This window comes from Bradyrhizobium sp. MI1.11 (assembly GCF_055811255.1).
In genome coordinates, this window is the sequence record NZ_JBVVPM010000009.1 from 40,502 (window position 1) to 56,222 (window position 15,721).

At 64.4% G+C, this 15,721-nt stretch carries 17 protein-coding genes; 7 read left to right on the forward strand and 10 right to left on the reverse strand.

The window, feature by feature from the left end:
• Window positions 1-87: 87 nt before the first annotated feature.
• The 5 genes from AC0L30_RS11660 to AC0L30_RS11680 all read right to left on the reverse strand — a co-directional run bounded on the left by AC0L30_RS11660 (window position 88) and on the right by AC0L30_RS11680 (window position 3,643).
• Window positions 88-1,470 carry an aspartate aminotransferase family protein gene (locus AC0L30_RS11660; protein ID WP_007591914.1) on the reverse strand — a complete coding sequence of 461 codons (1,383 nt, stop codon included), beginning with the start codon at window positions 1,468-1,470 and terminating at the stop codon, window positions 88-90.
• Between the two features lie 158 nt (window positions 1,471-1,628).
• Entirely contained in the window at window positions 1,629-1,799 is a 171-nt protein-coding gene (locus AC0L30_RS11665) for a hypothetical protein (protein ID WP_007591915.1), read from the reverse strand.
• A 30-nt stretch (window positions 1,800-1,829) separates the two neighbouring features.
• Window positions 1,830-2,393: an isochorismatase family protein gene (locus AC0L30_RS11670; RefSeq protein WP_473404328.1), complete on the reverse strand. Its 564-nt coding sequence runs from the start codon at window positions 2,391-2,393 to the stop codon at window positions 1,830-1,832.
• A gap of 25 nt (window positions 2,394-2,418) precedes the next feature.
• Window positions 2,419-3,039 (reverse strand): GNAT family N-acetyltransferase, encoded by a 621-nt coding sequence (locus tag AC0L30_RS11675; protein ID WP_007591919.1) that lies wholly within the window; start codon window positions 3,037-3,039, stop codon window positions 2,419-2,421.
• Window positions 3,026-3,643, reverse strand: a complete 618-nt coding sequence (locus tag AC0L30_RS11680; RefSeq protein WP_219683172.1) for a hypothetical protein — start codon at window positions 3,641-3,643, stop codon at window positions 3,026-3,028. The genes AC0L30_RS11675 and AC0L30_RS11680 overlap by 14 nt, the downstream gene beginning before the upstream one ends.
• A gap of 71 nt (window positions 3,644-3,714) precedes the next feature.
• Here AC0L30_RS11680 and AC0L30_RS11685 point away from each other — a divergent pair, with 71 nt between their 5' ends.
• On the forward strand, window positions 3,715-4,755 hold the full coding sequence (locus AC0L30_RS11685; RefSeq protein ID WP_219683173.1) for a LysR family transcriptional regulator: 1,041 nt from the start codon (window positions 3,715-3,717) through the stop codon (window positions 4,753-4,755).
• A 79-nt stretch (window positions 4,756-4,834) separates the two neighbouring features.
• On the opposite strand, the gene AC0L30_RS11690 is transcribed toward AC0L30_RS11685, so the two are convergent.
• Window positions 4,835-6,001, reverse strand: coding sequence for an autotransporter outer membrane beta-barrel domain-containing protein (locus AC0L30_RS11690; protein WP_473404329.1), 1,167 nt, complete (start codon window positions 5,999-6,001; stop codon window positions 4,835-4,837).
• Window positions 6,002-6,379: 378 nt separating this feature from the next.
• On the opposite strand from AC0L30_RS11690, the gene AC0L30_RS11695 reads away from it, so the two are divergent.
• A complete protein-coding gene (locus AC0L30_RS11695; protein ID WP_007591938.1) occupies window positions 6,380-6,586 on the forward strand; it encodes a cold-shock protein in 207 nt (68 codons plus the stop codon).
• Window positions 6,587-6,681: 95 nt separating this feature from the next.
• Here the strand turns inward: AC0L30_RS11695 and purN are convergent, their stop codons facing one another.
• The gene (gene purN / locus AC0L30_RS11700) at window positions 6,682-7,335 is read right to left on the reverse strand and encodes a phosphoribosylglycinamide formyltransferase (protein WP_219683175.1); all 654 of its coding nucleotides are present in this window, start codon (window positions 7,333-7,335) and stop codon (window positions 6,682-6,684) included.
• The gene (purM, locus tag AC0L30_RS11705) at window positions 7,335-8,408 is read right to left on the reverse strand and encodes a phosphoribosylformylglycinamidine cyclo-ligase (protein ID WP_007591942.1); all 1,074 of its coding nucleotides are present in this window, start codon (window positions 8,406-8,408) and stop codon (window positions 7,335-7,337) included. The genes purN and purM overlap by 1 nt, the downstream gene beginning before the upstream one ends.
• 155 nt (window positions 8,409-8,563) lie before the next feature.
• Between purM and AC0L30_RS11710 the strand changes: the two genes are divergently transcribed.
• The 4 genes from AC0L30_RS11710 to ppx all read left to right on the forward strand — a co-directional run bounded on the left by AC0L30_RS11710 (window position 8,564) and on the right by ppx (window position 13,739).
• Entirely contained in the window at window positions 8,564-9,106 is a 543-nt protein-coding gene (locus tag AC0L30_RS11710; protein ID WP_027517558.1) for a CDP-alcohol phosphatidyltransferase family protein, read from the forward strand.
• A gap of 116 nt (window positions 9,107-9,222) precedes the next feature.
• Window positions 9,223-9,900, forward strand: a complete 678-nt coding sequence (locus tag AC0L30_RS11715; RefSeq protein ID WP_354163462.1) for a P-loop NTPase family protein — start codon at window positions 9,223-9,225, stop codon at window positions 9,898-9,900.
• A gap of 128 nt (window positions 9,901-10,028) precedes the next feature.
• Window positions 10,029-12,221: an RNA degradosome polyphosphate kinase gene (locus AC0L30_RS11720; RefSeq protein ID WP_007591948.1), complete on the forward strand. Its 2,193-nt coding sequence runs from the start codon at window positions 10,029-10,031 to the stop codon at window positions 12,219-12,221.
• Window positions 12,222-12,236: 15 nt separating this feature from the next.
• The gene (gene ppx / locus AC0L30_RS11725; RefSeq protein ID WP_007591950.1) at window positions 12,237-13,739 is read left to right on the forward strand and encodes an exopolyphosphatase; all 1,503 of its coding nucleotides are present in this window, start codon (window positions 12,237-12,239) and stop codon (window positions 13,737-13,739) included.
• 59 nt (window positions 13,740-13,798) lie between these two features.
• Here ppx and AC0L30_RS11730 read toward each other — a convergent pair whose 3' ends face one another.
• Together AC0L30_RS11730 and ndk are read right to left on the reverse strand one after the other, a co-directional pair.
• Window positions 13,799-14,659 carry a TerC family protein gene (locus tag AC0L30_RS11730; RefSeq protein WP_473404330.1) on the reverse strand — a complete coding sequence of 287 codons (861 nt, stop codon included), beginning with the start codon at window positions 14,657-14,659 and terminating at the stop codon, window positions 13,799-13,801.
• Window positions 14,660-14,703: 44 nt separating this feature from the next.
• On the reverse strand, window positions 14,704-15,126 hold the full coding sequence (gene ndk / locus AC0L30_RS11735) for a nucleoside-diphosphate kinase (RefSeq protein ID WP_007591953.1): 423 nt from the start codon (window positions 15,124-15,126) through the stop codon (window positions 14,704-14,706).
• Window positions 15,127-15,436: 310 nt separating this feature from the next.
• On the opposite strand from ndk, the gene AC0L30_RS11740 reads away from it, so the two are divergent.
• On the forward strand, window positions 15,437-15,694 hold the full coding sequence (locus AC0L30_RS11740) for a sulfur globule protein precursor (protein WP_219683178.1): 258 nt from the start codon (window positions 15,437-15,439) through the stop codon (window positions 15,692-15,694).
• Window positions 15,695-15,721: the final 27 nt, after the last annotated feature.

Here is a 15,721-nt window from a genome sequence, read left to right on the forward strand (position 1 = left end):
TCGAGAGACCTCGCGGTATGGGTCCCGGCCTTCGCCGGGACAACAGGGTGGGTGCGGCGGAACGCTCCGCCTGCATTGACGCTTCCCTTACGCCGGCGTCAGCTTCGCCACTTCCGGCTTCATGTCATCAAGCACACCTGAAATCGCCGCGACCAGCTCGTCGATCTGAGCTTTGGTGACGATCAGCGGCGGGCAGATAGCGATGGCGTCGAGCATGTTGCGCGAGATCACGCCGCGCTCCTGCAGCATGCGGCTGGCCATGCCGCCGACGGCGCCCGGCGTTGCCGCCGCGGTCTTGCGCGCCTTATCCAGCACCAGTTCGATCGCTGCGATCATGCCGACACCGCGGACCTCGCCGACCAGCGGATGACTGGTGAGTTCACGCAGCTTGCCTTGCATGTAGCCACCGAGCTCGGCGGCGTGCGCAACCAGTCCCCGCTCCTCGATGATCTTCAAATTCTCCAGCGCAATCGCCGAGCCGACCGGATGGCCGCCCGCGGTGAAGCCGTGGCCGAGCACGCCGATCTTGTTGCTCTCATCGGCGATCGGCTCGAACATGCGATCGTTCATCATGATGGCCGACAGCGGGAAATAGCTCGAGGTGATCTGTTTGGAGACCACGATCGCGTCGGGCTTGATGCCGTAGGTTTCGCAGCCGAACATCTTGCCGGTGCGGCCGAAGCCGCAGATGACCTCGTCGGCAACCAACAGGATGTCGTATTTGTTCAGCACCTTCTGGATCTTGTCCCAATAGGTCGCCGGCGGCACGATGACGCCGCCCGCGCCCATCACCGGCTCGCCGAAGAACGCCGCGATCGTGTCCGGGCCTTCCTTCTGAATCAACGCATCGAGCTCCTCGGCTCGCCGCGTCGCGAAGGCTTCCTCGCTCTCCCCGGGCGCGCCGTCCTTGTAGAAATGCGGCGAGCCCGTGTGCAGGATGTTCGGGAGCGGCAAGTCGAAAGAGCGGTGGTTGTTCGGCAGGCCGGTGAGGCTGGCGGACGCAATGGTGACGCCGTGATAGGCGCGCATCCGGCTGATCACCTTCTTGCGCTGTGGCTGGCCGAGCGCATTGGAGCGATAGGCAATCAACTTCAGAACGGTGTCGTTGGCCTCCGAGCCGGAGTTGGTGAAGAACACCTTGCTCATCGGCACAGGCGCAAGTGCGACCAGCTTCTCGGCGAGATCGATCGAGGGCCCGTGCGATTTGGCGGAGAAGGTATGATAGAATGGCAGCGCCAGCATCTGCTTGTGCGCGGCGTCGACCAGCCGCTTCTCGTTGAAGCCGAGCCCGACGCTCCACAGGCCTGCCATCGCCTCGAAATAGCGCTTGCCCGACGCATCGAACACGTAGGGGCCCTCGCCGCGCTCGATCACCAGGGGACCGGCCTGCTGATGGGCGCGCGCGTTGGTGTAGGGATGGAGCTGATAGGCCACATCCCGGGCCTCTTGCGAATTGGGCAACATGGACATTTGCGGGCATCCTTGAAAGCGTCACGTCGCCGGCGCGGCCAGCGTCATCACTCGATGATCCAGCTCCTTGGCTATTGCCACCGCGCAAAACTTGCAACGTCAATTCGTCGGCAGCAAGCGCTCACCAGCGTTGCACAAAGCCGCACATCGGGCAGCTGTCACGCCGCGCCGTCGTCATTCCCATCGCCATCGGCCGCAGCGGCCTCCCGCACCTCCACCAGCGCCATCGAGAGCAGATACACCGTCGTGGGCAGACCAAGACGGCGCGCCGCCTCGGCGGCACGCGACAGGTCGCTTGCCAGCTCCTCGAGCTGATCTCCCCGTGACAATGTCCCACTCCATCCGTCGATCGCGGCCGCCTACACCGCAACGGCGCCGCCGGTTCTGATCAGCTCGGCGCTGGACTGGATTGTAGCAAAATTCCCGATCACATTCACTACTGCATGCTTATAGGCGGCAGCATCGCCTGTCCCCGGCTGCCGGCAGGCCACCGCGTCGGCCACCACCTGGAAGCGATGGCTGCGGTGAAACCCGTCGATAGCGGTGGCCAAGACAGTTTCGTCGAGGGAAAAGCCAGCGAGCACGCAACGGACATTGCGGATATTGGACATGTAGTCCACAAACCGCGACGAACTGTAGGCTGACGGCAGCGGGTGCTCGAACGTCATTTCTCCCGGCCGCGGCTTCGCCTCCGCGATCCAATCGGTCAGCCTGGATGCCGGATTGAACCAGGCCGCCTGCGCGATGCGCTTCAGATGCATCACCGGCCAGAGATTGTCGCGCCACAGCGTCAGCAGTTCCACGCAGCGCGCCGTGGCGGCATCGCCGTCGAGGATGACGTGGCGACGTCCGGGGGTCAGATATTCGACCTGGAGATCCGCGCAGACCAAGATCGGCGGATCGTCTGTGACGGAAACCAGCATGGGTTTGCGCGCAGCTGCAGCAGTTTCAACGGCCAGCGAGCGCGACGTCCCGCAGCGGCGACGTCACGGCCCGTCCTGCCGAGGCGTCGAGCACGCCCGGCCGGTCCCAATCGCCCTCGGGGCGGATGATCACGTACGGATCGCTGTCCAGCGTAATGGCATCCGGGCCCGGTTCGATCTCCAGCAGCATTTCCGTGTAGGAGAAGTCGGAAAAGGTGATCTTGCGATTGTGACCGAGCGGCTTGGCCCCGAAATGAGCCCAGAAATCGACCAGCCGGTCCTGCGCCTGGCCGTAGATCTTGCGAAAGCCCTTGCGCTTCACATAGTCGACGCTCGCCTGTACCAGCTTGAATGAGACCCGCGAGCGCCGATATTGGTGCCGCACCGCAAGCCGTTCCACCTTGGCGAAATCGCCGAAGAACCGCACCCGTAGACAGCCCGCAGGCTCGTTGCCGACATAGCCGATGAAATGCGCGGCGACCATGTCGTTCCCGTCGAACTCCTCGTCGAACGGGCAATCCTGCTCGGCGAGATAGACGGCTGAGCGGATCGAGGTGACCAGCATGAGATCGCTGAGATCGCGTGCGAGGCGAATGGTGATGGCGCGGGAATCGGGCTTCGCGAGAGGAATCCTAGTACCGTGCATCTGCAAAACTCCTTGCTTGGATGATCGCGCCCGGCATGCGCATCGGCTGCCGATGCCAGGGCCGCTCGTAGCACCAGAGGTCGGGTTGGAAGCTTGGAACAGGCTCGAAGCCTGTCGCCTTCATGATATCGCGTCCGGCCACGGTTGACGGCTGCGCATAGCAATCCGCGTTGCGAAACCTTAGCTGTCTAAGATGAGCCGCGGCCTTGCCGAGACCGGCGACGCCACGCCCCGTCGCCGCGATCGCCCAGATGTAGATGGCGGAAACGTCTTCCTTCGCGGACGCGAGATGGCACGTCTCGGGCGCGGTGAGGCAGATCTCGTCGAGCAGCAGCGCATCATGCCCGCGATCGTTGAGAAACAGGAAGGCCATGCCGCCGACGAGCTTGCCCTTCCGGCTGAAAGTCAGGATGCTCTCGGGATCGAAGGCGAAATATTTTGCAAGCTCAGTCGCCCCGATCCGAACGCCCGGCACCAGCCGGTGCGCCAGCTGCGAAAGCGCGGCGATTTCGGAAAATTGGGCACGACGGACGTCGACATCCGGACTGAGCGGCAGCGCGTCGAAATCATGCCTTGCGGCAAACGAGCCCCTTTCCATACCCATGTCACCCCTCTATCGTTCGCGGCTTTCGTGCCCCGCTATGACCAAGAGCTTAGCGGCTGGGGATCAGGCGTATGCAGCAGTTATTGCACCGGGGTGCTGCGATAATGCAGCACCGTGAAGAAGCCCTGGACATGTCCTGGGACGATTTGAAACTGTTTTTAGCTTGCGCAAAATATAAAAGTTTCCGCAACGCCGCCGAGGAGCTCGGGCTCACCTCCACCACCTTGATGCGCAGGATCGACCGGCTCGAAGAGAGCATCGACTGCAAGCTGTTCCTGCGCGACCAGAGCGGGCTCACGCTCAGCGACGAAGGCAGCGCGATGATCGCCGACGTGGCGCATATGGAGCGTCATGCCTTCAACGTGTTCCGGCGAGCCTCGCGATCGTCGAACGACATGTCAGGCACCGTGCGGGTCGCGGTGACCGAAGGTCCCGGCAATTTCTGGATCCTGCCGCGACTGATCGACTTCCAGAAGACCTATCGCAAGATCACCGTCGACCTGCGCTGCGCGATGGAACAGGCCGACGTCGCGCGGCTCGAATCCGATATTGCGATCCAGCTCGAGCCGCCGACCAATCCCGATCTGATCGTCGCCAAGCTCGGCCGGCTGCACATCTATCCCTTCGTGTCCAAAGAGTACGAAAACCTCTACGGCGTGCCGGCGAGCCTGGCCGAGCTGAAGAACCACCGCATCATCAAGCAGAGCGCTCCGCAGGTCGACGACGGCGCTTATGCCCGCGTGCTCGGACTTAAGTCGCTCGAGGGCATCGTCGGGATCAAGACCAATTCCTCGGTCGGCGTGCTCTACGCGGTGGAGCGCGGCGCCGGCATCGGATTCCTGCCGACGGTCTCGATCGCGCTCGGCGCCCCGCTCGTCGCCGTCGATCTCGGCGTCAGCCACCACGCCGATCTCTGGCTTACCTATCACAAGGAGTTCCGCGCCTCCGAGCGCCACAAGATCGTGGTCGATTGGCTGAAGAAAATCTTCGATCCCAAGGCCCACCCCTGTTTCCGCGACGAGTTCATCCACCCGAACGCGCTGGCGCCGATGATGACGGTCGCGCGCGAGGGTTTTGGATTGACGGGCTATGTCGCGGCAATGCCGACTTAAAGCTTGAGCATGATCTTTTCGGGAAACCGCTTCGCAGTTTTCCGGATCCTCCTCTGGGCCGACGCGGGCAGGCTTCGCCTCACCACCGATGTTCGAAGCCGACCGCGCCCTGGTGCGACGTCAGCTCCTTGCGGAACTTGCCGTCGTAATTGACGTAGAGCCGCGCCGTGTTGGTCAGGCTGAGCGAGGCCGAGGCGCCGGCATCCGTGCCGTAACGGCTCTCGCCGATGCCGGGCACGACGATGCTCTGACTCCCGAGGCTGACTTGCACCGATCCCAGGTTCTGATGGAAATTGTCGACGAACTTGCCGTAGGCGGACAGGTCCAGGATCTTCTGGTCGAAGATGAAGTAGCGCCCGATCTCGGCTCCGATCATGACGCGCGCGCGCGAGAGCGCCGTCGAGCCGACATTGAGTGGATCGAGGCCGCCAACCTCCTGGAACGCGACGCTGGTGGCGCGGACATATTCCAGTGCACCCTTGGGCACGATCCGCATCTGATCCTTGGTCCAGTAATAGCTGATCTCGGTCAGCGCGCCGTCGACTGCGGCGCGATAACCCGCGGTCGCAAGTCCCAGGCCGGTGTCCCGGCTGGAGCGGACCTTGCCGAAGCCGTGCACCACCGCGAACGCCCAGGTCCAGGGGCCCTTGTCGACGGAGCCGCTGAAGCCGAGTTGCGTCAGGTCCAGCGTGGCGGACTGAAGTGCGAGCGGCACATCGATGTCGGTGTGGCTCTGGTCGACGGAGAAGCCGAGATTGACACCCGGCGCGAGCCGCGCGCCAAGGCCTGCGACACCGCCAAACGTCTTCCGCTTGTCGCCGACAAAGTCTCCTTGTGCATCCGTCCGGACCGAGATGCCGTAACCCTCGAACCAGGTGCGGTAGCGCGGATCTTCCGCGCCCGCCGATGCGCCGCCGCCGCCGGGATTGGTCCGGAACGCCCGGTTGACGCCGCCAGAAGCCTGGCTGCCGAGCCGCTCCAGGAAATTCGAGCCGAGATTGAGCGCGCTGTTGCCGGCCGACTGGTCGTAATTGGTCACCGTCGGAATCGGAATCGGAATCGGAATCGGCGTCGGTGACGGCGTGGGCGTCGGGGTCGGCGTAGGCGTAGGCGTCGGACTTTGCGCAAAGCCTGATGTCGTCGACAGTAGCATGATGAGCGCAAACGCCACGGCAGCCGCGATCCAACGGACGCGGTTCAGCCTGATCGCCTGCCGTGTCTCTGAGGGCTGCGACGTGCAGCACATGGCGACAAATCCCGAAGCAAAGGGCGGCGCGCAAAAATGCAACAGGAGCGGCGCACGCGTGCCGCGATTTGTGCCGAACTGTTACTGAGGGTCAACCGGCTGGCGCGTCCGGGCAAAGGCATTGCTTCCGATTGTGGTTCCGCGGCCACAGGTCGCAAATTGCGGACGGGCACTCCGGTCGGGCTCTTGAAATTCGCGCGCGGCTTGCTAACGGGCGATTTTCATGTTGCAATATCGGACACAATCGGAATTGGCCGCTCGACTGTGCGTTTCGCGACATTGAAACTCAAGACTCGAACAGACTACCGGAGGCCCGTTTGTGGCGTGGCACGCGAAAAGCGGCCGCGTCGTTTTTGTATCTAGCGGAGGAGACTGAGGATGCCGCAAAAGGGCACCGTCAAATGGTTCAACCCGACCAAGGGCTATGGGTTCATCAAGCCGAACGGCAGTGACAAGGACGTCTTCGTCCACATCTCCGCCGTCGAGCGCGCCGGACTCTCGACCCTCAATGAAAATCAGGTGGTTGAATACGACCTCGTGGAGAACCGCGGCAAGGCATCCGCGGAGAACCTCAAGGTTTCCTGATTGCTCTCGCGGTCTGCGCAAGAGATCATGACGTTGCCCCCGGCTCTGCCGGGGGTTTTTGTTTGGGATGAAAGTATTCCGAGTGCGACGGCGCTTCACCGCACCAACGGCGCAACCAGAAAGTTCTCCGACGGCCCGCTGCCCGCGGTCTTGCACACATCGCCCTCGATCCGGACCTTGCCCGTCGCGAGCAGGCTCAGTGCTGCGGGATAGATGCGGTGCTCGACTTCGAGGATACGCTCCGACAGCGTGTCCGCCGTGTCGTGGTCGCTGACGGGAACGGCGCCCTGCATCACGATTGGACCGGCGTCGGTCTCGGGGATCACGAAGTGCACTGTCGCTCCGGACAGCTTGACGCCGGCGCGCAACGCCTGGCCGTGCGGGTCGAGACCGGGGAACGATGGCAGCAGCGAGGGATGGATGTTGAGCATCCGCCCGTACCAGGCCTCGGTGAATTCGGCCGTGAACAGGCGCATGAAGCCGCCGAGGCAAATCAGCTCGATGCCGTGCTGATCGAGCGCTGCTTGCAGCACCTTCTCGAAGCCGGCGCGGTCCTTGCCGAACGGCTTGCTTTCGATCACCAGCGTCTTCACGCCGCTCGCTTTGGCCCTTTCCAACCCCTGCGCATCGGCCTTGTTCGAGATGACGAGCGAAATCTCCGCCGGAAAATCCGGCGCGGCCGCGCCCTTGATCAGCGCAGCCATGTTGGAGCCACGGCCGGAAATCAGGATGGCGACGCGGCGTTTCATCACAGCGCCAGATCGAGATGGCCGTTATAGACGACGCGGTGCTCGCCCTCAGCCGGGATCACAGTGCCGAGCTGTGCCACGGTCTCACCGGCATCGGCGAAGACCTCGACGACCTCTTCGACCTTGTCCGGCTCGACGATTGCGATCATGCCGATCCCGCAATTGAAGGTCCGCAACATTTCGAGCTCGGCGATGCCGGCCTGCGCGGCCAGCCATTTGAACACCGGCAGCACTGGCAGGCGCGCCAGATCGATACCGACGCCGAGATGCTTCGGCAGTACGCGCGGAATGTTGTCGGTGAAGCCGCCTCCGGTGATGTGGGCAAGCCCCTTCACCGCGCCGGTCTCGCGGATCGCGCGCAGGCAGGATTTGACGTAGAGACGCGTCGGCGTCAGCAACGCGCCGCCGAGCGTCATGACGGGCGCAAACGGCGCCTGCGCCCCGAAGCCGAGGCCGGATTGTTCCACGATCTTGCGCACCAGCGAGAAACCGTTGGAGTGCACGCCCGACGAAGCGAGCCCGATCACGGCATCGCCGGCGGCGATGTCCTTGCGCGGCAGGAGCGTGCCCCGCTCGGCGGCGCCGACGGCAAAGCCGCCGAGGTCGTAGTCGCCGTCCTTGTAGAGGCCGGGCATCTCGGCCGTCTCGCCGCCGATCAGGGCGCAGCCGGATTCGCGGCAGCCTTCGGCGACGCCGGCGACAATCGACGCGGTCGCCTCCGGATCGAGCTTGCCGCAGGCAAAATAGTCCAGGAAGAACAGCGGCTCGGCGCCCTGCACCACGAGGTCGTTGACGCTCATGGCGACGAGGTCGATGCCGATCCCGCCATGCAGGCCGGTCTCGATCGCGATCTTGAGCTTGGTGCCGACGCCATCGGTCGCGGCCACCAGGATGGGATCCTTGAAACCGGCGGCCTTGAGATCGAATAGGCCGCCGAATCCCCCGATTTCGGCGTCGGCGCCGGGCCGTGCGGTGGCGCGCACCATCGGCTTGATCAGGTCGACCAAGCGGTTGCCCGCATCGATATCGACGCCTGAATCGGCGTAAGTGAGGCCGTTTTTGCGGTCGGTCATGCCCGATTTCCAGTGGGTTTGCGGCTGGTTACGTCGAATTCCGGGGACGCGCAATGGCTCGCATGGCGCGCCGCCGTATACTATGTAGAGATATCAACCGGTTCAGCCTGCAAAGGGCCGAATTCGAGGTCAGGCCGGGTGCCGGGAAGCGCCGTGTGAGTATACCGAACATCATTACTTTGGGCCGCATCATGCTGGTCCCGATCATCGTCTGGGCCATCGTGTCGAGCCAAATGGAGGTGGCGTTCGCCGTCTTCCTGATCGCCGGTATCAGCGACGCGGTCGACGGCTTCCTTGCCAAGCGCTTCAACATGACGAGCGAGCTCGGCGCCTTGCTCGACCCGCTCGCCGACAAGGCGCTGCTGGTCTCGATCTACATGGCCTTGGGCATCTGGGGCGCGATTCCGCGCTGGATCGTCATCCTGGTGGTCTCGCGCGACATCATGATCGTCGCCGCCGTGATCATATCGTGGCTGTTCGACCGCCCTGTGGAGATGAAGCCCTCGAAGGTATCCAAGCTCAACACTGTGGCCCAGGTGGCGTTCGCAGCGCTGGTACTGGCCGCCCTCGCCTTCGGCTTCAAAGCCGGTCCTTATGATATAATCCTGATGGGCCTCGTCACGATCTTCACGCTCTCCTCCGTGTCGCTCTATCTCGTCGAGTGGTTGCGGCACATGAGCACGATCGAGGCCAAGTAGCAGCACGATCGAGGCCAAATGAGTTGGGAAGCGGCCCCGCAAAGGCCAACTCCCGTTCGATTAAGTCGCATCTCTTCAAACCAAGCCGGCATATGCCGGCACGGAGCAAAGCAAGCGTGCCAGGCCGCGTTCATCCCCGACAATTGGCGTTTTCGCTACCGCATGCGGAGAGCCTGAGCCGGGACAATTTCCTTGAGGGCCCCGTCAACGCCGCCGGTCTTGCCCTCATCGACGCCTGGCCGGAATGGCCGAACCGGATCATGTGGCTGGCCGGCCCGGAAGGAAGCGGCAAGAGCCATCTCGCCGCGATCTGGGCCGAGGCCTCAGGCGCCCGCTCGACCACGGCCAATGGGCTGACCGCCGAAGCCGTCCCGGCTGCGCTCGCCACCGGCGCGCTGGTGGTCGAGGATCCCAAGGCGAGGGAATTCGATGAGCGCGCCCTGTTCCATCTGATGAATCTGGCCCGCGAGGACGGCGCCTACGTCCTCTTCACCGGACGCGAGGCGCCCGCCTCTCTCGAGATCGAGCTCGCCGACCTGCGCTCGCGGCTCCGCGCTGTCCCCGTTATCTCGCTGCTGCCGCCTGACGACCAGCTCTTCCGCGGCCTGATCGTCAAATTCTGCGCCGACCGCCAGCTCGCCATGGACGAGAGCGTGGTCAGCTACCTCGCCACTCGCCTGGAGCGGTCCTCGGCCGCCGCCCGACGGGCTGTGGACCTGCTGGACAGCGAGGCCCTGCGCCTCGGCCGCCCCGTCACCCGGGCCCTGGCGGCCGAGCTGCTCCGGGATGTCTGACCAAGGCGGCTTGACGCGGCCGGGCCGCGGAACATCAATGTCATCGAAACGTCATCGCTCTAACACATGCTCCCGCGGGTTTTGCGCGTAAGTCGCAAATTGGGGCGAACTGGATGGATCGACTTCTGATGGACTCTGCGCAAGCTGTTGAAGTTAAAGAAAAAGCCCCGGAAGCCGAAGGCCCGCCGGCGATCGCATCGAGCCCCGAGCGGTTCATCAATCGCGAGCTCTCCTGGCTGCACTTCAACCGCCGCGTCCTGGAGGAATCGGTCAATCCCAGCCACCCCATGCTGGAGCGGGTGCGATTCCTGTCGATTTCAGCGAATAACCTCGACGAGTTCTTCATGGTCCGCGTCGCCGGCATCAAGGCCCAGGTGCGCGAGGGCATTGCCGAGCGCAGCCCCGACGGTCTGACGCCGTCCGAGCAGCTCGCGCTCATCAACCGGACCGTTTCGCAGCTTGCCTCCGACCAGCAGGCAATCTGGCGCGACCTGCGCGGCACGCTCGCCGACGAGGGCATCGTGCTGGTCGAGGGCAAGGAAGTCACCAAAGCGGAACGAACCTGGGTCGAGGACTACTTCCTCAGTAACGTGTTCCCGCTGCTGACACCGCTCGCGATCGACCCGGCCCACCCCTTCCCGTTCATTCCGAGCCTCGGCTTCACCATCGCGCTCCAGCTCACGCGCGCCGCCGACGGCAAGCAGATGAACGCGCTGATCCGCATGCCCGGCAAGATCGACCGCTTCATCCGCCTGCCGGCCGAGGGCAAGATAGTCCGGCTGATCTCGCTGGAGCAGGCCACCGCGCTATTCATCAACCGCCTGTTCCCCGGCTACAATCTTCACGGCCAGGGCGCCTTCCGTGTCATCCGCGACTCCGAACTCGAAATCGAGGAAGAGGCCGAGGATCTCGTCCGCTTGTTCGAGACCGCGCTGAAGCGCCGCCGCCGCGGCTCGGTGATCCGGCTCGAGATCGATGCCAAGATGCCGGAGCAGCTGCGCAGCTTCGTACAGCACGCGCTGTCGACCGCCGACGACGAGGTGTTCCTGGTCGATGGCGTGCTCGCCATGAACGAGCTCTCGCAGCTCACCCGCCTCGACCGGCCCGATCTGGAATTCACCCCTTACGTGCCCCGCCATCCCGAGCGCGTGCGCGAGCAAGGCGGCGACATCTTCGCTGCGATCCGGCAGAAGGATCTCGTCGTTCATCACCCCTATGAATCCTTCGACGTCGTGGTGCAGTTTCTCCAGCAGGCGACGCGCGACCCCGACGTCGTCGCCATCAAGCAGACGCTCTACCGCACCTCGAGCAACTCGCCGATCGTGCGCGCGCTCGTGGAAGCTGCAGAAGCCGGCAAATCCGTCACCGCGCTGATCGAGCTGAAGGCCCGCTTCGACGAGGAGGCCAACATCCGCTGGGCACGCGACCTCGAGCGCGCCGGCGTGCAGGTCGTCTATGGCTTCCTCGAACTGAAGACCCACGCGAAATTGTCGATGGTGGTGCGCCGCGAGGGCGGCAGCCTCACGACTTACGTCCACACCGGCACCGGCAATTACCACCCGGTGACCGCGCGCATCTACACCGACCTCTCCTACTTCACCTCGGACCCGACCATCGGCCGCGATGCCGCCCGCGTGTTCAACTTCATCACCGGCTATGCCGCGCCGAGCGATCTTGAAAAGATGGCGGTCTCGCCGCTGACCTTGCGCAAGCGCATCATCGAGCACATCCAGGGCGAGACCGCGCATGCGCGCCACGGCCGGCCCGGTGCGGTCTGGATGAAGATGAACGCGCTGGTCGACCCCGACATTATCGACGCGCTCTACGAGGCCTCACAGGCCGGCGTGCAGGTCGAGCTTGTGGTGCGCGGTATCTGCTGCCTGCGGCCCGGCATTCCCGGCCTGTCGGAGAACATCCGCGTCAAGTCGATCATCGGACGATTCCTCGAACACGGCCGAATTTACTGCTTCGGCATGGGCCAGGGCCTGCCGAGCGCGAAAGCGGCTGTGTATATCTCCTCGGCCGACATGATGCCGCGCAATCTCGACCGCCGCGTCGAGGTGCTGTGTCCGCTGCAAAATCCCACGGTGCATCAGCAGGTTCTCGAACAGATCATGGTCGCCAATCTCAAGGACAATGAACAGAGCTGGCAATTGTTGCCGGACGGGTCCTCAACGCGTATGAAGACCGCGAAGGGCGAGGAGCCTTTCAACGTCCACAACTACTTCATGACCAATCCGAGTCTGTCTGGCCGTGGTAAGTCGCTCAAGGAATCCTCGCCGCGCCGCCTCACGCGCCGTAATGAACGTCATCAATCCTGATCCGGGATCGTCGACGTGAAGCGGCCGCGCAAGCGCGGCTCGAGCGTCGCGGTCATCGACATCGGCTCCAACTCGGTCCGTCTCGTCGTCTACGAGGGACTGACGCGGAGCCTGATTCCGATCTTCAACGAGAAGACGCTGTGCGGGCTCGGGCGCGAGGTGCAGAGCACGGGCCTGCTAGCGCCCGACGCCGTCGACAAGGCACTGACCTCGCTCAAGCGCTTCCGTGCGCTGTGCCGGGTGATGCAGGTCGGGCGGGTGTTTGCGATTGCGACCGCCGCTTGCCGCGACGCCTCCAACGGCCCCGACTTCATCGCGAAAGCCGAGCGCATCTGCGCGGTGAAGATCGAGATCCTGTCGGGCCCGCGCGAGGCGCGGCTGTCGGCGCTTGGCGTGATCTCCGGCATCCATCATCCCGACGGCATCGTCGGCGACCTCGGCGGCGGCTCGCTCGAACTGATCGACGTGCGCAAAAACACGGTGCGCAGCGGCGTGACGCTGCCACTCGGCGGCCTCGCGCTGCAGGACCTCGCGCATAAATCCCTGAAACGCGCCGACCGCATCGTGCGCGAAGCGCTCGACGGGGTGCCGCAGCTCAAGGCCGGGAGCGGCCGCAGCTTCTACGCCGTCGGCGGTACCTGGCGCGCGCTGGCGCGCATCCACATCATCCAGAGCGGCTACCCGCTCCAGGTGATGCACGGCTATTCGATTTCGGCTGCCGAGGCGCTCGATTTTTCCCGACGTCTCCGCCGGCTTGCGGCCGCCGGCATGCTTGCAGACATCGAGATCGTCGCCGACGCCCGGCGCCCGCTCCTCACCTATGCGGCACTGGTGCTCGAGCACATCATCCGGGTGGCGAAGCCGAAGACCATCGTGTTCTCGACCTTCGGCGTGCGCGAGGGCCTGCTGCACGAGAAGCTGCCGGAGTCCGAACGCAACAAGGACGGACTGATCTGCGCGGCCGAGGAGCTGAACCAGCTGCTGTCTCGTTCGGCAAAGCACGCGCGCGAGTTGATCGCCTGGACCGACCGCCTCGCGCGCGTGGTGAAGCTGCGCGAGACCGAGGAGGACCGCCGTCTGCGCCACGCCGCGTGCCTGTTGTCCGACATCGGCTGGCGGGTGCATCCCGATCATCGCGGCGAGCAGACGCTGAGCCTCGTCGTCAACGGCAATTTCGGCGCGATCACCCACACCGAGCGCGCCTTCGTCGGCCTGTCCGTGTTCTATCGCTATGCGGGGCTCAGCGAGGAGAACCAGCCGCCGGTCGCCATGCAGGAGCTGCTGACGCCGGCGCAACTCGAACGCGCCCGCCTACTCGGCGCGGCCTTCCGCGTTGCGCATCTGATCTCGGCGGCGCGTCCGGGCGTCTTGCCCGCGACGCATTTCCGCAGCGTGGGCCGCAAGCTGTTGCTGGTGTTCGAGCACCGCCTCGGCGATCTCGTCGCGGATCGCGTCGGCAGCCGCTTCCGCGCGCTCGCCCGCCTGATCAACCGCGCCGGCTCGATCGTGCGGCGCTAGCGCATGATCCGGAAAAGCCTGAAGCGCTTTTCCGAAAAGATTATGCTCGAAAGATAAGCCTATTCCGCCGAGGCCTTGGCGTGGCGCTCGGAGGACTCCAGCGCGGCCGCGCTCATGCTGCGCCGGCGCCAGATGGAGCCGACGGCCAGCACGACGACGACGCCGAGAGCTGCGCACAGATATTCGCCGCCTCCGCCGCCATGGGCGAATTGCGGCGGGATGCGCAAGGCGCTGAGCACGTTGTCGAGCGAGGCGCCGAACGGACCGTCGAACAGCGTGTGCAGCCTCGGCGCGATGCCGGGATCGGTAGCGATCACCTCGCCCGCAATCCAGCCGAGCAGCGCCGCGCCGGCCCACACCAGAACCGGCAGCTTTGCGAGCAGCGCCATGATCAGCGCCGCACCGGCGACGATCAAGGGCACGCTGATGGCAAGACCGAGCACCAGCAAGGGCGCGCTGCCATTGGCGGCCGCGGCCACCGCAATGACGTTGTCCAGGCTCATGACGATGTCGGCGACGACGACGATCTGCACGGCCTGCCACAGATGCGAAGCCGACTCCACGCCGTCCTCGTCGTCCTGTTCCGGCACCAGCAGCTTTGCCGCAATCACGATCAGCGCAAGACCGCCGACCAGCTTGAGGTACGGCAGCTCCATCAGGCTCGCGACGATGCCCGTGAAGATGATCCGCAGCACCACCGCGGCGCCGGCACCCAGGATCATGCCCCACAGCCGATGCCGCGGCTTGAGGCCGCGGCAGGCGAGCGCGATCACCAGCGCATTGTCGCCGGACAAGAGGATGTTGATCCAGATGATCTTGCCGACCGCGACCCAGAAGGTCGGTTCGGCCATCTCAACGCGGAACTGGGTGAAGAATGCCCCGATCGTAGCGGGATCGAAGATCTGCCAGAGCCAGTTCACACTACGTCCTTTCGCCGCGTCTCGTTACCTGATCGGCTGACGGATCAGCCGACGATCTCGTTGCCCGAGAAGAATTGCGCGATCTCGATCGCGGCGGTCTCCGGCGCATCCGAACCGTGCGCGGAGTTCTCACCGATCGACTTGGCGTAGAGCTTGCGGATGGTGCCGTCAGCCGCCTTGGACGGATCGGTCGCCCCCATCACGTCGCGATACTTGGAGACGGCACCCTCGCCTTCCAGCACCTGGACCACCACGGGGCCCGACGTCATGAAGTCCACGAGCTCACCGAAGAAGGGGCGCGCCTTGTGGACCGCATAGAAGGTCTCGGCCTGTTCCTTGGTCATGCGGATGCGCTTCTGCGCGACGATGCGCAGGCCCGCCTTCTCGATCACGGCGTTAACCGCACCGGTGAGGTTACGCGCTGTGGCGTCGGGCTTGATGATCGAGAAGGTGCGTTCGATGGCCATGATCTTGTCCTTGAAGAGAAAACGGTGGTTCGGAGTTGCCGGGCTTATATCGGCGCCTTCGCCATACGGCAAGCGACCGCCAAAACCGCCTCGCGGGCGCTTGGCCGCAGGCCAGGAGTCAGAATGCCAACATGGATTACGACGATTTCACCTAAATGAACCCAATCTGAAGGCCTCGTCAGGGTTTGGTTCAGCCTCGCTCGGATAACCTCAGGTCCATCGAAACCAAAGCCTCCTCCCGAGGCGGACCGTTTCGGCGGCCTTTCCATCGACGCGATAGCCCCGCGTCGGCAGTTTTGAGGAGATCACCATGTTGAGGAAACTTTCGCTCGCCGCTGTTGCCGCGGTTGCGCTTGGTGCCGCGCTGGCACCGACCTCCGCCTCTGCGCACTGGCATGGTGGCGGCTGGGGCTGGCACGGCGGCGGCGGCGGCTGGCATCACGGTTACGGCTGGGGTGGCCCGCGCTTCTATGCCCCCGTCTCCTACGGCTATGGCGGCTGCTATGTGCGCCGGCTGGTCCCGACCCCCTGGGGACCCCGCTGGCGGATGATCAACCGCTGCTACTGAGCCCGACAGCACCTTTCCAAAGGTACC

Excerpts from the sequence above, each read along its gene's own strand:
- AC0L30_RS11695 (WP_007591938.1), top strand. The coding sequence starts at position 6,380 with ATGCCGCAAAAGGGCACCGTCAAATGGTTCAACCCGACCAAGGGCTAT.
- ndk (WP_007591953.1), bottom strand. The coding sequence starts at position 15,126 with ATGGCCATCGAACGCACCTTCTCGATCATCAAGCCCGACGCCACAGCG.
- AC0L30_RS11685 (WP_219683173.1), top strand. The coding sequence starts at position 3,715 with ATGCAGCAGTTATTGCACCGGGGTGCTGCGATAATGCAGCACCGTGAA.
- AC0L30_RS11675 (WP_007591919.1), bottom strand. The coding sequence starts at position 3,039 with ATGCACGGTACTAGGATTCCTCTCGCGAAGCCCGATTCCCGCGCCATC.
- AC0L30_RS11720 (WP_007591948.1), top strand. The coding sequence starts at position 10,029 with ATGGACTCTGCGCAAGCTGTTGAAGTTAAAGAAAAAGCCCCGGAAGCC.
- AC0L30_RS11740 (WP_219683178.1), top strand. The coding sequence starts at position 15,437 with ATGTTGAGGAAACTTTCGCTCGCCGCTGTTGCCGCGGTTGCGCTTGGT.
- AC0L30_RS11670 (WP_473404328.1), bottom strand. The coding sequence starts at position 2,393 with ATGCTGGTTTCCGTCACAGACGATCCGCCGATCTTGGTCTGCGCGGAT.
- purN (WP_219683175.1), bottom strand. The coding sequence starts at position 7,335 with ATGAAACGCCGCGTCGCCATCCTGATTTCCGGCCGTGGCTCCAACATG.
- AC0L30_RS11660 (WP_007591914.1), bottom strand. The coding sequence starts at position 1,470 with ATGTCCATGTTGCCCAATTCGCAAGAGGCCCGGGATGTGGCCTATCAG.
- AC0L30_RS11690 (WP_473404329.1), bottom strand. The coding sequence starts at position 6,001 with ATGTGCTGCACGTCGCAGCCCTCAGAGACACGGCAGGCGATCAGGCTG.
- purM (WP_007591942.1), bottom strand. The coding sequence starts at position 8,408 with ATGACCGACCGCAAAAACGGCCTCACTTACGCCGATTCAGGCGTCGAT.
- AC0L30_RS11680 (WP_219683172.1), bottom strand. The coding sequence starts at position 3,643 with ATGGGTATGGAAAGGGGCTCGTTTGCCGCAAGGCATGATTTCGACGCG.